Origin of the sequence: Aliagarivorans marinus DSM 23064, from assembly GCF_000429485.1 — a bacterium.
In the GTDB taxonomy this organism is placed as follows: Bacteria; Pseudomonadota; Gammaproteobacteria; order Enterobacterales; family Celerinatantimonadaceae; genus Aliagarivorans; species Aliagarivorans marinus.
In genome coordinates, this window is the sequence record NZ_KE386908.1 from 150,673 (window position 1) to 164,608 (window position 13,936).

Annotated in this window: 11 protein-coding genes and 1 tRNA gene; 3 read left to right on the forward strand and 9 right to left on the reverse strand. The window is 53.4% G+C overall.

Annotated features, from left to right (window positions below):
* Nucleotides 1–89 precede the first annotated feature (89 nt).
* The gene (locus G461_RS24770) at nt 90–1,097 is read right to left on the reverse strand and encodes a GGDEF domain-containing protein (protein WP_084429367.1); all 1,008 of its coding nucleotides are present in this window, start codon (nt 1,095–1,097) and stop codon (nt 90–92) included.
* A gap of 348 nt (nt 1,098–1,445) precedes the next feature.
* On the opposite strand from G461_RS24770, the gene G461_RS24775 reads away from it, so the two are divergent.
* Nucleotides 1,446–3,155 carry an alpha-amylase family glycosyl hydrolase gene (locus tag G461_RS24775; RefSeq protein WP_157360364.1) on the forward strand — a complete coding sequence of 570 codons (1,710 nt, stop codon included), beginning with the start codon at nt 1,446–1,448 and terminating at the stop codon, nt 3,153–3,155.
* A gap of 41 nt (nt 3,156–3,196) precedes the next feature.
* Here G461_RS24775 and G461_RS0118260 read toward each other — a convergent pair whose 3' ends face one another.
* The 7 genes from G461_RS0118260 to rpsU all read right to left on the reverse strand — a co-directional run bounded on the left by G461_RS0118260 (nt 3,197) and on the right by rpsU (nt 11,574).
* Nucleotides 3,197–3,739 (reverse strand): NUDIX hydrolase, encoded by a 543-nt coding sequence (locus G461_RS0118260; RefSeq protein WP_342664376.1) that lies wholly within the window; start codon nt 3,737–3,739, stop codon nt 3,197–3,199.
* 153 nt (nt 3,740–3,892) lie between these two features.
* Nucleotides 3,893–6,571, reverse strand: a complete 2,679-nt coding sequence (locus G461_RS0118265; RefSeq protein ID WP_026972928.1) for a hypothetical protein — start codon at nt 6,569–6,571, stop codon at nt 3,893–3,895.
* Between the two features lie 246 nt (nt 6,572–6,817).
* Nucleotides 6,818–6,894, reverse strand: a tRNA-Ile gene (locus G461_RS0118275).
* Between the two features lie 116 nt (nt 6,895–7,010).
* Entirely contained in the window at nt 7,011–8,840 is a 1,830-nt protein-coding gene (gene rpoD / locus G461_RS0118280; protein WP_026972929.1) for an RNA polymerase sigma factor RpoD, read from the reverse strand.
* A gap of 124 nt (nt 8,841–8,964) precedes the next feature.
* Nucleotides 8,965–10,725, reverse strand: coding sequence for a DNA primase (dnaG, locus tag G461_RS0118285; protein ID WP_026972930.1), 1,761 nt, complete (start codon nt 10,723–10,725; stop codon nt 8,965–8,967).
* A gap of 164 nt (nt 10,726–10,889) precedes the next feature.
* A complete protein-coding gene (locus tag G461_RS0118290; protein ID WP_026972931.1) occupies nt 10,890–11,333 on the reverse strand; it encodes a GatB/YqeY domain-containing protein in 444 nt (147 codons plus the stop codon).
* A gap of 25 nt (nt 11,334–11,358) precedes the next feature.
* Nucleotides 11,359–11,574 (reverse strand): 30S ribosomal protein S21, encoded by a 216-nt coding sequence (gene rpsU / locus G461_RS0118295; RefSeq protein WP_016403353.1) that lies wholly within the window; start codon nt 11,572–11,574, stop codon nt 11,359–11,361.
* Between the two features lie 215 nt (nt 11,575–11,789).
* Between rpsU and tsaD the strand changes: the two genes are divergently transcribed.
* Nucleotides 11,790–12,806 (forward strand): tRNA (adenosine(37)-N6)-threonylcarbamoyltransferase complex transferase subunit TsaD, encoded by a 1,017-nt coding sequence (tsaD, locus tag G461_RS0118300; protein WP_026972932.1) that lies wholly within the window; start codon nt 11,790–11,792, stop codon nt 12,804–12,806.
* Between the two features lie 40 nt (nt 12,807–12,846).
* Here the strand turns inward: tsaD and plsY are convergent, their stop codons facing one another.
* A complete protein-coding gene (gene plsY / locus G461_RS0118305) occupies nt 12,847–13,443 on the reverse strand; it encodes a glycerol-3-phosphate 1-O-acyltransferase PlsY (RefSeq protein WP_026959193.1) in 597 nt (198 codons plus the stop codon).
* A gap of 116 nt (nt 13,444–13,559) precedes the next feature.
* On the opposite strand from plsY, the gene folB reads away from it, so the two are divergent.
* A complete protein-coding gene (gene folB / locus G461_RS0118310; RefSeq protein ID WP_026972933.1) occupies nt 13,560–13,934 on the forward strand; it encodes a dihydroneopterin aldolase in 375 nt (124 codons plus the stop codon).
* Nucleotides 13,935–13,936 lie beyond the last annotated feature (2 nt).

A 13,936-nucleotide genomic window follows, 5' to 3' on the forward strand; every position in this document is an offset into this window, starting at 1 on the left:
TTTGCTGGTGTTTTTGCGAGGGGCGCATCAATATGTTTCGGTCCATATGGCGTAGTTGGCGCGCACATAGCTTACATTCTGAAGCGCTGCTAAGCCTGGTCGGTAGGTCGTTTGGGGAGTTGCTCGCAGTCTTTAAGCTCTGCATCTCGGCAGACACAGCCAACGCTCTGGTTACGGCCTTTGGCCTTGGCTTGATAGAGGCAGCGATCGGCGGTTTCGATTAGGGCCTTGGCGGTGGTGTTGTGCTTGGGGATCACCGACACGTAGCCCACGCTGATGGTTACAATGCCCAAGTCGGTGGCGGCATGGGGCAGCTTCAGCCCCATCAGCTTTTTCCGTAGCTGCTCTGCCAGTGCGGCGGTTTGATCGGCCTTGCCAAAGGTGATGATTGCGAACTCTTCGCCGCCATAGCGACATACTGTATCGATGCCACGGCTACAGCATTGGGACAAGGTACTTGCGACCTTTTTCAGGCATTCATCACCGGCGTAATGGCCCATGGTGTCGTTGTACAGCTTGAAGTGGTCGATATCGCAGAGAATCAGTGAAACATAGTGAGCCTCGCGTTTGGCCAGCTCAATCATAAATTGCAGTTGGCTGTCGAACTCCCGGCGATTCTTGAGTTTGGTGAGGCAGTCGATGGAGGCGAGGTGGTAGAGCTCTTCGGTGACGGTTTCCGGCTCTATCATGCCAAACAGCAAGGTTGCTTTGCCATCGGCATCGCGCGCCACGGCCCGGGCGCGGCTGGAGAAGTACAGCACCTTGCCTAGCGCTTCATCGAAATAGGGGAAGCGATTGCAGTACTCATCATGGGTGTTGTCGATAAGCGCTTGGTACTCGGCAAACACTTTTTTAGCTTCCGCGCTGTCTTTCATGGCGATGTACTTATTAAAATCGCCAGCGATGGGGCAAGTTTGACTCACTGAATGCTGGGTCAGTGTGGGGGCGAGGCGAAAGGTCGTGCACATGGTTGGGTTGCAATAGAACACATCGGGATTGTCTTGCAGGTCGATGATCCACCAGGACAGGTTGCCGAAGCTAAGCAGGGCCTCACACTGCCTGTAGTAATCTTCGATTCGAGCATTCGGAAACTTCACGGACTAACTCTTATCCTGCTTTGCCACCCTCTGCACAATAGCTGCTCTGGCAGCGAACCTAAGGTGGCCAATGTTAAGCCTACCTGTGAAACAATAAGCGCTAAGTATAGTTAATCGGCTTTAGCCCGCTGGCATAAGGTATGTAGCCGATACGATACAGCTGGCGGATGTCTGTGGTGGCTGGTCGGGTGGTACGGGGGGAGGCTGCTTCTGCCTTGGGTGTTGCTGCTTGTCTGTACGCTGTGACTTCACAGTTATGATGTGTTTGTCACTACCTTAGTTGTTTCGTCTTATCTAATTGATTTAAATGGCAATTGGGAAAGGAAAACAACACTAAGGAAAGGTAGAGTGAAGACAAAAATAATCAGCCTGTTAATGGCTACCTCACTTGTTTCCTGCTCCTCGACTACGCTTGACAGCTCTCAAGAGCAAGTCAGCGTTCAAGAGCAGGTGAGAGATAATGCGGCTAGTTCCACTATTGAGAGCACTCTCCAATTGGAGAGCATCGAGATTGCCCCGCCCGCCAGCCAACTGCCAGCGCAGTGGTGGGAGCAGGCGGTGTTCTACGAAGTATTCGTGCGCGCCTATAGCGACTCCAGCGGCGATGGGCACGGGGATTTACAGGGGCTTATCGCCAAGCTGGACTATCTCGAAGAGTTAGGCGTCACGGGCTTGTGGTTGATGCCGGTCACCGAGAGTGAGTTCAACTCCAATGGCTACGATGTCAAAGACCTCCGCCAGATAGAGCAAGACTACGGCAGCTTGGAGGATTTCCAGCAGCTTATCGATGAGGCGCATCAGCGCGGGATGGGAGTGATCATCGATTGGGTGGTGAATCATACCAGCAGCGCCAATCCGATCTTCCAAGATGCGCTGCGCAATCGCGATAGTCAGTATCGAGACTGGTTTATCTGGTCTGACAGAGACTTGGGCTGGGGCCGGCCATGGGATCCTGCGGCGAAGGTGTGGCACAGAACCAATGGCGGTTACTACTACGGGCTGTTTTTCGACTTCTTGCCTGACTGGAACTACCGCAATCCTGAAGTGATCGCCTATATGAAAGACAGCGCCAAGTACTGGCTAAATATGGGCGTAGATGGCTTTCGGGTCGATGCTGCTAGTCACCTGATTGAGAACGGCGATGGGGCTCAGGAGAATCAACCCGAGAATCATGCTGTCTACCAAGAGTTCCGCGAGCTTATCGATCACTACCCAAATGCGTTTATCGTTGCCGAGGCACCATTTACCGATGACGACTACCTCGGAGACGGCAGCGACGAGTTCCACTCAGTGTTTTGCTTCAAGTGCTCGCAGATGCTGATGTCGGGGGTAAAAAACGGCAGTAAACGCGGAGTGCATGGCTTTTTAAAACGTGCCGATAGCGCCGTTGCCGGTGCCAATTATGCGACTTTGTTGTCCAACCACGACCCCTTCGCTGGCGAACGTGCTGTTACCGCCATGCGCGGAAACCACGACAAAGCGAAGCTTGCCGCTAGCTTGATGCTAACTGGCCCGGGGATCCCCTTCGTTTACTACGGCGAAGAGATTGGTATGACCGCCATCGACCGCTCACTAGTGCCATGGGAGGATGCGGTTTCGCGTATCCCGATGCAGTGGGACGACAGCGATAATGCAGGCTTTACGACGGCTAAGCCGTGGCGCAATATCAACCCCGACTACCGGCAGGTGAATGTTGCCCAGCAAGTGGATGACCCACAGTCGATGCTTAGCCACTACCGGCAGATGATTGCGCTGCGCAATCAACATCTGGCACTGGCCACGGGCGAGTTTGAGCTACTAGAAACTTCTGGGGAGCATAAGGCCAAAACCGTGGCCTTTGTGCGGCACAATGCTGAGCAGCGTTTGCTGGTGGTAGCGAACCTCGACGAGCAGCCGCTGGAGGTGCAGCTGAGCTTGGCTGGATCAGCCATCGCAAGTAGTCAGCCTGAGTTTGCGCGCGATGTGCGAACTGGCGAGCGACTCGGTATCGATGCCGCCGAGTTGCAGCTTAATGCCGCATTGCCCGCTTTTGGCCTGAAGGTCTATTCGTTGGAATAGCTGTCGCTCTACCTTGAGGCGAGCGATGAGCACTGCAGCTTTTATGCTGCGGTGCTCAAGCGCTCGCGCACTAGCTCTAACAAGAACAGTTCACGCTGCACCGACAGGCCGGCTTTCGGGCTCTCTGCCAGGGTTCGCCGATTATGGGCCATCGCCTCATCGAGGCTTAGCCAAACCGGGCGCATGCCGTTGTTTAGCTCGTAGTCTTCCAACTGGGTGTCGCCGAGCTGTTCATCGATATCGCAGTAGAAGCAGTATGAGCGCATCTGCACGCTATCAAAATCGCCCTTGTACCACGGGCGCAGCTCTTCGTAGATCCCCAGTGGTACGATGTTGCGCACACCGCTCGCGCCAGTCTCTTCTTTCAGCTCTCGTTCCAGGCTCGCCTCTATCGCTTCGCCCTCATCAACGCCGCCACCGGGTAGGGTGTAATCATCGTAGCGCGCGGTATACAGCAACAGGATCTGCTCGCCGCGCAGCACGATGGCGCGGGTGGCATAGCGGGTGAAGCAACGCCCTTTGTCCTGCGCCACATCCGGATGAATGGCGGAGTTGAGTAGCGGCATCGCTGGGAGAGTTGTCACTGATTGAGGCATTTGGGCACGGCTGCTTAAAATTGAAGGGAGGGATCTTAGTGAGATCTGGCTGGGAGTCAAATACTGTGTGGAGATGACGGCATGATGGGCGGGGCGTGCCAGCGCATGTTGGGATCATGCTATGGCACGCGCCTTTGTTACTTACAGCAGTATCGTTTCACCGCCCACATCGTAAGAGATGCTGGTGGTGAGAATAGGCTCGTCGCGCTGGATGATGGTCGCAATCACGATCAGTAAGATCTGAGTAGATTTAGGCAGCGTTTCTGTGACGAGGCCGGATAGTGCGCCTCGGGCATCCACAAAGTACTTCAACGCCTGAATGATCTCATCGTTATAGCCGTTGATGATATCGATGTAGCTGTTGGGGTCGCTATAGCTGAGCGTTTTTACCTCGCTCACCATTTGCTGATAACACGCTGGCACCTTAGATAGTGCTTCGGCATGCCGCAGCATTCGGGTGACCTTTAAGGGTAAGTCTGAGTACATTCTCCCAACCGGACTATATTGCGACAGCCCTTTGTCTGCAAAGGTCCTTAGCTGCACTGCGATGGAATCGGCGGTGTTGCTGTTCTCTTGAATCGTCTTGATCTCATCTTCTCGCAGGCACATGCGGTAAAGCAGTTGTAGGGTGAGCTCGCATACCCTTGTAGGGCTGGTTGCGATGATGGTATCAATCTCTTGCTTGGAGAGGTTTACGCCGCACTCGATGCGCGAGCGTTTCGCTTGTCCGGAGGCTAATACCTCGGCGAACTTGTTCTCTACAGCGGAGAGGTTCAGCACGTCGATCAGCTTGTTATCGTTGAGTGGTGCCAAGAACTGATGCAACTCTTTGCTGCTCATCACTTTGCCATCTTCAAACTTGATCTCTACAGCGATGTTCGGTTTCGCCCCCAGTTTGATGGCAGCAAATACATCAAAGGCGCCAAGGAACTCGGTTCTTCGGGTCTCTTGCAGGGTCGTTGAGCTATCAGTGAGGGTTACATTGCTGCTAGCGGCTTGCAGTAAGCCATTACTATCTACCTTGGCGTTGGCGATATTGGCCAAGGTTCGTTGCTGGGCAAACTTAAAGTCGTCGCCCAGATTCAAGCCCAGCCCCAATGTACTTTGCGATGTGTAGGTCTCCTCGAACCAGCCTGATAGGTTGGCAACATAGGGGCTTAGCTCGCCATCTCGCAGTTCTTCGATATCAATGGGTTTGCCAAGTAGCAGGTCGGTGTAGAAGCGCTTAACCTTAGCGTGGTTGGTCTGCACTAACTCAAGGCTGAGCATCGCGCCGCGTTTGAGCGTGCGTGACTGGGCGCCATAGAGAGACAAGCCAATCTCCACCGCAGCGAGCTTTTTAAGCGTTGCATTAAACTTGCTGGCGGCTTGGTTATAGAGGGTTAGCCACTCGCCTACAAGCTCGCTAAGGGTGGCGGTGATATCTTCGCCAGCCGCATCTAATTTGGCCTTGGCACCTTCTATTTGCTGCAGTACCCGGGCAAGTTCTTCGTTCGCACCAGCGCCTGCATCGTCCGCGAGGTCTTCAATCTCTTCGTTAAGCTTGGCGTTGGCCTTAACGATTTGCTTGGCCAAGTGCTTATCCAGTTTGAGCGTTTTAATCACGGCTTCACTCAGGCCGACCGAAGCCAGCAGGCTGCTAGCTAGGCTTTTTGCTTCAGCCTCATCTGCGCTTATCCATGCCAGGTGTTTGGAATCCAGCACCTCCAGAAGTTTGGCCTCGACGTAGTCTTTAATTGAGCTCTCTATGCCATCGCCACTGCCAATGGCCAGATTTTGCGCCACCGACAGCAGTAGGCTTGGGTCCTCATCGGCAAGCTCAGCCAAGTGCTCGGAGAGCTGCGCAGTTAGCCAGCTGCTGGGTGAGCTGTACTTGTCGATCAGGTGTTTCAGCTGCTCTGCGGCCCCTGACAGCTCGCTCAGAGCTGGTTCGAGATAGGCCTTCGCGGCTTGGTCGACCCCGCTGATTTTGATTAATGCATCCAGGCTATAGTTCGCCCCTTTACTGGTATCGACAACTTGGTTTACTTCGATGCGCATTCCGCGCTCGGTAGGCGTAATAACCAAGTCAAAGTTGCCCTTAAACACGTACTCAGCACCAAAAGAGGCGCCGGCGTTTGCTTCAATCCCTACGGCCCTTCCAGCAGCATTCTTGCTCCATGCATAACCCAAGGTGGCTTTGCCTTTAACGCTTAGATCGCGCATTTGATTGATAATGACGCCCTCAATCCCAAAGGCTGAGTAGTGCTTGCAGAGGTTGCCGGATAGCTTGTGAATGTCGAACAGCTCGAGCGGGGTTTTACCCAGCTTCGCAATAAGTGAAGAGAGCTTTTTATCCTCGCTGACAGAGGTGATCAGCTTAACCTTCCAATCGAGCGCGCCGCTGGCCGAAGCTTCAATGGTAAGCAGCTTTATCGGTAACTTAGCACCTGCGCCCGCCCCGATGCTTAGGTCGTAGCCGAACACCACCAAGGGCAAATTGGAGGATTTAAATGTTGGGTACTGCTCCTTATCGCTTGGCAGTACAACATCGACCAGCAACCCGGCACCAAACTTACCCGACAGCGAGTATCCTTCTGCTTGATGCTGCCACTCATCGGGTGTGAGGTTAAAGCTTGGATCGGCCTTGGCCTTAGATAGCGGAGCAAACAAGGTGGCGAATTCGTCGGCTTCGATGCCAAGCTGCTGCAATAGTTTTTGCACCTGCGGGGCCAGAAAGCCCCAAGCCTCCGATTCCGGGTCATCCATATCGAGGGCTAGGATCCCTTCAATTTTGTCGGTTAGCTCTTTTAGTGGTGCACTTATATCGAGGTTAGCCATGTGTATAGAGTCCTTTCTTTTGAGGGAGATAGGTCTACTTACGGCGAGATATCAAGTAGTTGTGCGGTTGAAAGCGCAAGTCTTAGTATAGGTGCTAGAGCGGCCTTTAAAGGTGCTGTCTCAAACCATGCAGCTTGAGCGCTTGGACTTGCTGGAAGCTAGCTTGAAAGCTAATGCGCTACTGCAAAAGTCATGGAGCGAAATTCAGATCAAAAAAAGGACGCTAGCTAGCGTCCTTTTCAAATTTGGTGGCCCTTGCCCGACTTGAACGGGCGACCAAGCGATTATGAGTCGCCTGCTCTAACCAACTGAGCTAAAGGGCCAGATTGTGGGGTTTCTTAGAAAAGAAACAGGCAGGATTATAGGGAATCCTGCCTGTTGTGTCTATTGCCGATAAGTGCGTTCGCTCAAATCTTAAGCGAAGGCTAGGGCCTTGATTTTACTCGTCTAAGAAGCTGCGCAGTTGCTCTGAGCGGCTTGGGTGACGAAGCTTACGCAGGGCCTTGGCTTCGATCTGACGGATACGCTCACGGGTTACGTCGAACTGCTTACCTACCTCTTCGAGAGTGTGGTCAGTGTTCATGCCGATACCGAAGCGCATACGCAGTACCTTGGCTTCACGCGGGGTAAGGCCAGCCAGTACGTCTTGGGTGGCGTTCTTGAGGCTTTCACCGGTGGCTGCGTCAACAGGCATCGCCAGGGTGGTGTCCTCAATGAAGTCGCCCAGATGCGAATCTTCATCATCACCGATTGGGGTTTCCATAGAGATCGGCTCTTTGGCGATCTTCAGAACCTTACGGATCTTGTCTTCTGGCATCATCATACGTTCTGCCAGCTCGTCTGGGTTTGGCTCACGGCCCATCTCTTGTAGCATCTGACGGCTGATACGGTTGAGCTTGTTGATGGTCTCAATCATGTGTACCGGGATACGGATGGTACGTGCCTGATCGGCAATCGAGCGAGTAATCGCCTGACGGATCCACCAGGTTGCGTAGGTCGAGAACTTGTAACCACGACGGTATTCGAACTTATCCACCGCCTTCATCAGGCCGATGTTACCTTCTTGGATCAGATCCAAGAATTGCAGGCCGCGGTTGGTGTACTTCTTGGCAATAGAGATTACCAGACGTAGGTTAGCCTCAACCATCTCTTTCTTAGCGCGGCGAGCCTTAGCTTCACCGATGCTCATGCGACGGTTGATGTCTTTGATCGAGTGAACCGACAGGCCGGTTTCTTCTTCGATCTGCTTGAGCTTGAAGATACTGCGGCGAATCTCTTCTTCCACACGCTTAAGTGCAGGCACGTGGCCTTTATCGCTCGCCAGCTCTTTGTCTAACCACTCAGAGTCGGTTTCGTTACCAGCAAAGGCACTGACAAAGGCTTTCTTCGGCATCTTCGCTTGGTCGCAGCTTAGCTTAAGTACCAGACGCTCTTGGGTGCGCACGCGGTCCATCATGGTACGCATGCTGTCTACCAGACGGTCGAACAGTTTTGGTACCAGGCGGAAGGTGTGGAACACTTCGCTTAGCTCTTTGATCTCTTTGCGGGCTTCTTTGGACTGGCGGCCATGTTTTTCGATGGCGGCCTGAGTAACCTCGTAGTGCTCACGCAGGGTGTCGAAGCGCTCTTTGATCAGCTCAGGGTCGAGGCCGGTATCTTCTTCTTCCTCGTCCTCGTCTTCGTCATCATCTTCGTCTTCGAGGTCTTTCTCTTCCAGCTCAGAACCTACGTGGGTCGCGGTTGGAGCGGCGGTGTCTACCTCGTCTTCGCTGATGAAGTTACTAACGATGTCGCCAATTTTTAGCTCTTCAGCTTGGTATTGGTCGTACATCTCCAACAGGATGGAGATGGTTTCTGGGTATTCAGATACGCTGCGCTGTACTTCGTTGATGCCTTCTTCGATACGCTTGGCGATGTCGATTTCGCCTTCACGGGTTAGCAGTTCAACGGTACCCATTTCACGCATGTACATACGTACTGGATCAGTGGTGCGGCCTAGTTCAGATTCCACCGTGGCTAGTGCCTGGGCTGCAGCTTCGGCAGCATCTTCGTCGGTGGTATTCTCAGCCAACATCATGTCATCGGTATCGGGGGCTGCTTCGAGCACCTGAATACCCATGTCGTTGATCATTTGAATGATATCTTCAACTTGATCGGAATCTACGATGTCTGCAGGCAGGTGATCGTTCACCTCTGCATAGGTTAGATAGCCTTGCTCTTTACCTTTAGCTAAAAGGATTTTGAGTTGAGACTGTGGAGTTTGTTCCATAGATGTCATCCGAAGTAGATTAAGCTAGCTTTACCGATACGAAAGCGCTCGGGCGCAAACGTGCCATTCTATCAAATGTGGGTATTTTTTGCCAATTCAAGGGCCAACTAATAAGTCTTTACTGTCAAGTTTTCAGCTCGGTCATCAAAGTCTGCATTTCTCGCTTTTCTTCGGGGCTAAGTTGTCCTTGTAAGGACTTCACCGTTAGCTGATCGAAGCGTTGATGGAGTAGCTGGTCCACAAAGCTGGAGATGGTATCGTCCAGCTCTTCTTGGTAGCCCTGTTCATCGATCTGCAAGTCATAGCCAGCCAGCAGGTTTAGGTGCTTTTGTTGCGGCAGATCGCGCCAACGCTCCAGCAACTGGGCGGTGGTGATATCGGGCTTTTGCTTGATGTGTTCCAGTAGTTCTAACAGGATCTCGATGCCTTTTTGGTCGAGGCTTTCCAGCCCTGGAACTGTAGGTACCTGCAAGCCGATCTGGGGCGTTTGCAACAACATGGCAATGGCCTTACGCATAGGCGTAAGGCTAAGTTTAGTCTGTTTAACGTTCGCTTGGGGGCGATTTTTTTTAATCTGGGCCAGCTCGGTATCGAGCCGGTTGCGCAGCCAGCGATTACGGGTCGCCAGCTCGGAGAGCAGGGTTTCTTTGTAAAACTCTGCCGGAATTTGGTTAATCAGCTGATAGGCCTGCGAGGCTAAATGGCTCTTGCCGGCATCGGTGCTGATATCGATATCTTGGGCCAGTCGCTCGAACAAGAACTGCGACAGCGGCATGGCTTGTTGCATGCGCTGTTCGAAGCCGTCTTTGCCTTCTTGGCGCACCAAGCTGTCGGGGTCTTCGCCGTCGGGCAGGAACATAAACTTCAGCTCTACCTCGTCGCGCAGCTGGGGCAGGGCGTTTTCCAAGGCCCGCCAGGCGGCATCGCGGCCAGCGCGGTCACCGTCGTAACAGCAGATAATCTGACGACTGGCGCGGAATAGCGTTTGTAGATGTTCAGGCGTGGTCGAGGTACCCAAGGACGCGACCGCATAGTCGATACCGAACTGGGCCAGCGACACCACATCCATATAACCTTCCACCACCAAGATCTGTGGGATCTTGTTGTAGGCTTGGCGCACTTCATACAGGCCATACAGCTCTTGGCCTTTGTGGAAGATCGGCGTTTCCGGCGAGTTGAGGTACTTGGGCGTACCGTCGCCGAGCACTCGGCCACCAAAGCCAATGTAACGACCGCGCTTATCGCGGATCGGGAACATCAGCCGATCGCGGAAGCGGTCATAACAGCGGCCTTTGTCGCTTTTAATCGACATCCCGGAGTCGAGCAGCATCTGCTGGGCTTGTTGGCCGAACAGCTTGTTGAGCGAGTCCCAGGCATCCGGCGCATAGCCAATGGCAAACTTTTGCGCGACTTCACCACTGAGGCCTCGGCCTTTAAGGTAGTCGATCACCTTTTGCTTTTCTGGGTGTTCGCGTAGCTGCTGCTGGAAGTAGCGGGTGGCGTGCTGCATCAGCTCGTACAGGTCTTTGGCGTACTGCTTTTGCTGCTGGTTCTGCTGGGGATTGAACTTGCCCCCTCGGCCCTCTTCGCGCTCCACTTCCATGCCCATCTGGCCGGCGAGCTCTTCCACGGCTTCGACAAAGTCGAGCTTGTCGTACTCCATGATAAAGCCGATGGCATTACCGTGGGCACCGCAGCCAAAGCAGTGATAGAACTGTTTGTCGGGACTTACCGAGAAAGACGGGGTTTTTTCGTTGTGGAAGGGGCAACACGCCGAGTAGTTTTTGCCGGTTTTTTTCAGGCTAACCCGTTGATCAATCAACGATACAATGTCTGCTCGTGCCAGCAGGTTATCGATAAATTGTTGGGTTATACGTCCAGCCATAAAGTCTCGAACAGGCGCCTATGGAAAATTACCGTGAAGCGGATTAGAAAAGAGTGCCCTTAACTTAAGAGCCTATCAATACGCTTTTGTTCAATACGCAAGAAAACAACAAGCCGTGATCCCAAAAATGAGAGCACGGCTTGCCAGATTGAAGCTAATGGGGTTTAGGCGAGTTGCTTGCGTACAGCGGCGCTAATTGCGCCCATGTCAGCTCGGCCTTGTACTTGTGGTTTAAGTACGCCCATTACCTTACCCATGTCTTGCATGCCAGCGGCACCAGATTGACTGATGGCAGCAGAAATCAGCTCGCTGATCTCTTCCTCGCTAAGCGGCTTAGGAAGAAACTCTTCCAGCACAGTTATTTCAGCCAACTCTACATCGGCCAAGTCTTGACGCGTGGCTGCAATAAATTGCTCGGCGGCGTCTTTGCGCTGTTTCACCTGCTTAACGATGATTGCCAGAACTTGCTCATCGTCAAGTTCAATGCGCTCATCAACTTCACGCTGCTTAACAGCGGCCATTAGCATACGCAAGGTGCCAAGACGTTGCTTGTCTTTAGCACGCATTGCGGCTTTTTGTTCATCCTGAAGCTGGGCTTTTAATGACATGGTATTGCTTAACTCTTAGTGCTTATTAGTACAAGCGAACGCGACGTGCGTTTTCACGAGCCAGCTTTTTAGCGTGACGCTTAACAGCAGACGCTTTAGCACGCTTACGAGCAGTGGTTGGCTTCTCGTAGAATTCGCGACGGCGAACTTCAGAAAGAATACCTGCTTTTTCGCAAGAGCGCTTGAAGCGACGTAGTGCTACGTCGAATGGTTCGTTTTCACGTACTTTAACGATTGGCATATGCCTTTCACCTTCCGGTTGTAGTTGTGAGGCCGAGCATAATTCAGCCTGGGTGATTAAAAATGGTGCCGAATTTTAAGCCGATCCCACTGTGCTTGTAAAGCCCAAATGTGCTGGCTGGTGAAAAATCCACGACGCAGGTAAGATATGCGCGTTTTTTAATTGGCTAAACTTACAGCGCTTGGGCAAACCTGAGGCTGACACGGGAACACTGCATGCGAATTCTAGGTATCGAAACCTCTTGCGACGAAACTGGCGTAGCAATTTACGATGACAAGCTCGGGCTATTGTCGCACGCCCTTTATAGTCAGGTGAAGTTACATGCAGATTACGGCGGAGTGGTACCTGAGCTGGCCTCGCGCGACCACATCCGTAAGACCATTCCCCTAATAGAAGAAGCGCTCAAAGAGGCCAACTGCGGCAAAGACGAGATCGATGCGATTGCCTATACCGCCGGCCCGGGTTTGGTGGGCGCGCTATTGGTGGGCTCGCTGACCGCCCGCAGCTTAGCTATGGCTTGGGACGTACCGGCGGTGGCAGTGCATCATATGGAAGGTCATCTGCTGGCGCCGATGCTAGAAGATACCCCGCCAGAATTCCCTTTCTTGGCGCTGCTGGTATCCGGCGGTCATACCATGATTGTGGAAGTGGACGGTATCGGCGAATACACCATCTTGGGCGAGTCGATTGACGACGCTGCCGGTGAGGCCTTCGATAAAACCGCCAAGTTATTAGGCCTGGATTACCCGGGAGGCCCGCTGCTGGCTCGTTTGGCAGAGAAAGGCGTACCCGGCCGCTTTACCTTCCCACGCCCGATGACCGACCGCCCTGGTCTGGATATGAGCTTCTCTGGCCTTAAAACCTTTGCCAAGAACACCATCGATGCCGAAGGCGACGATGAGCAAACCAAGGCGGATATCTCGCTGGCCTTCCAGCAGGCAGTGGTGGATACCCTGATCATTAAGTGCCGCCGTGCACTCAAGGAGACCGGCCTGAAGCGTTTGGTGATTGCCGGTGGGGTAAGCGCCAACACCTCGCTACGCGCCCAGCTCGGTGAGCTGATGAAAAGTCGTGGCGGTGAGGTGTTCTACCCGCGCAACGAGTTCTGTACCGATAACGGTGCGATGATCGCCTATGCCGGTATGCAGCGCTTTAAGGCTGGGCAGGTGCAGGACTTGAGCATCGAAGCCAAGCCGCGTTGGCCGCTGGATCAGCTGCCGCCTGCTAAATAAAACATCGCCAGTAAAAAAACAGAGAGATATCGAAGGGTGCTTAGCGTTCTTTACGCTTAAGCACCTTGCTTTCTGAGTGGCTACGTAGCCGCGAGATATTGCCCTGATGGCGCATAATAATCAGCACCGAGAGCATGGCTACTGGTAGGGTGTAGGCGGGCTTAATCCACCAGGTGTAGAGTGGCGCCATGGACACTGCGACAATCGCCGCCAGCGATGAATAACCGCGTACCCACAGCGTTAATAACCACGTGCCAATCAGCAGCGCGCCTAAATCCAGCCCAATCGGCAGCACGCCACCGAGCGCTGTCGCCACACCTTTGCCACCCTGAAAGTGAAAGAAGATCGGGTACATGTGGCCCAAACAGGCGGCGATGCCGACAAAGCCGAGCACCACTGGCGCTAGACCGGCAAAATAACCGAGCCATACTGGAATGGTGCCCTTGAGCATATCGCACACCAGTACTAAGCCTGCGGGAAGCTTGCCGCCGAGGCGGTAGACGTTGGTAGCACCGGGGTTATTGGAGCCGGATTGGCGGGGATCGGGAAGTTTAAACACGCGGCAGATTAGCACGGCGCTGGAGATGGAGCCGAGGAGATAGGCACAGCTAATAAAGGCTAATCCGGTAAGACCCATTGTCTACAAACGTTCCCCCTGCCATGGAATTGGGTTATTATCGCGCACCACCGAATCATACGCTGTTTTATAACCCAAGGCTATTGGTGGACCACTCAGCTGACCTGATGAGTTCTATGGATAAAGTAATAATTCGCGAGCTTACCTTGCTCGCCAGCATTGGTGTTTACGACTGGGAACACCAAATCCAACAAAAACTGGTTATCGACCTGGAAATGGGTTGGGACAACCGTCCGGCTGCGGCTAGTGATGATATCGCTCTGGCGCTCGACTATGCCTCGGTCAGTCAGGCGGTGGGCGAGCTGGTTCAAGGGCAACACCACAAACTGGTGGAAACCCTAGCCGAGAAAATTGCCGCTATGCTGCTTAACGATTTCTCCACCCCTTGGGTTAAGGTAAGCCTGAAAAAGCCCGGCGCGGTGCCCAATGCCGCCACTGTTGGGGTTGAGATCGAACGCAGCGCTGCTGAACTGCAGCAAGCAGGGCTATAGTG

What these genes read in the sequence shown, in the direction of transcription:
- G461_RS0118265 (WP_026972928.1), bottom strand. Translation starts at nt 6,571, where the DNA reads ATGGCTAACCTCGATATAAGTGCACCACTAAAAGAGCTAACCGACAAA.
- rpoD (WP_026972929.1), bottom strand. Translation starts at nt 8,840, where the DNA reads ATGGAACAAACTCCACAGTCTCAACTCAAAATCCTTTTAGCTAAAGGT.
- dnaG (WP_026972930.1), bottom strand. Translation starts at nt 10,725, where the DNA reads ATGGCTGGACGTATAACCCAACAATTTATCGATAACCTGCTGGCACGA.
- G461_RS0118290 (WP_026972931.1), bottom strand. Translation starts at nt 11,333, where the DNA reads ATGTCATTAAAAGCCCAGCTTCAGGATGAACAAAAAGCCGCAATGCGT.
- rpsU (WP_016403353.1), bottom strand. Translation starts at nt 11,574, where the DNA reads ATGCCAATCGTTAAAGTACGTGAAAACGAACCATTCGACGTAGCACTA.
- tsaD (WP_026972932.1), top strand. Translation starts at nt 11,790, where the DNA reads ATGCGAATTCTAGGTATCGAAACCTCTTGCGACGAAACTGGCGTAGCA.
- plsY (WP_026959193.1), bottom strand. Translation starts at nt 13,443, where the DNA reads ATGGGTCTTACCGGATTAGCCTTTATTAGCTGTGCCTATCTCCTCGGC.
- folB (WP_026972933.1), top strand. Translation starts at nt 13,560, where the DNA reads ATGGATAAAGTAATAATTCGCGAGCTTACCTTGCTCGCCAGCATTGGT.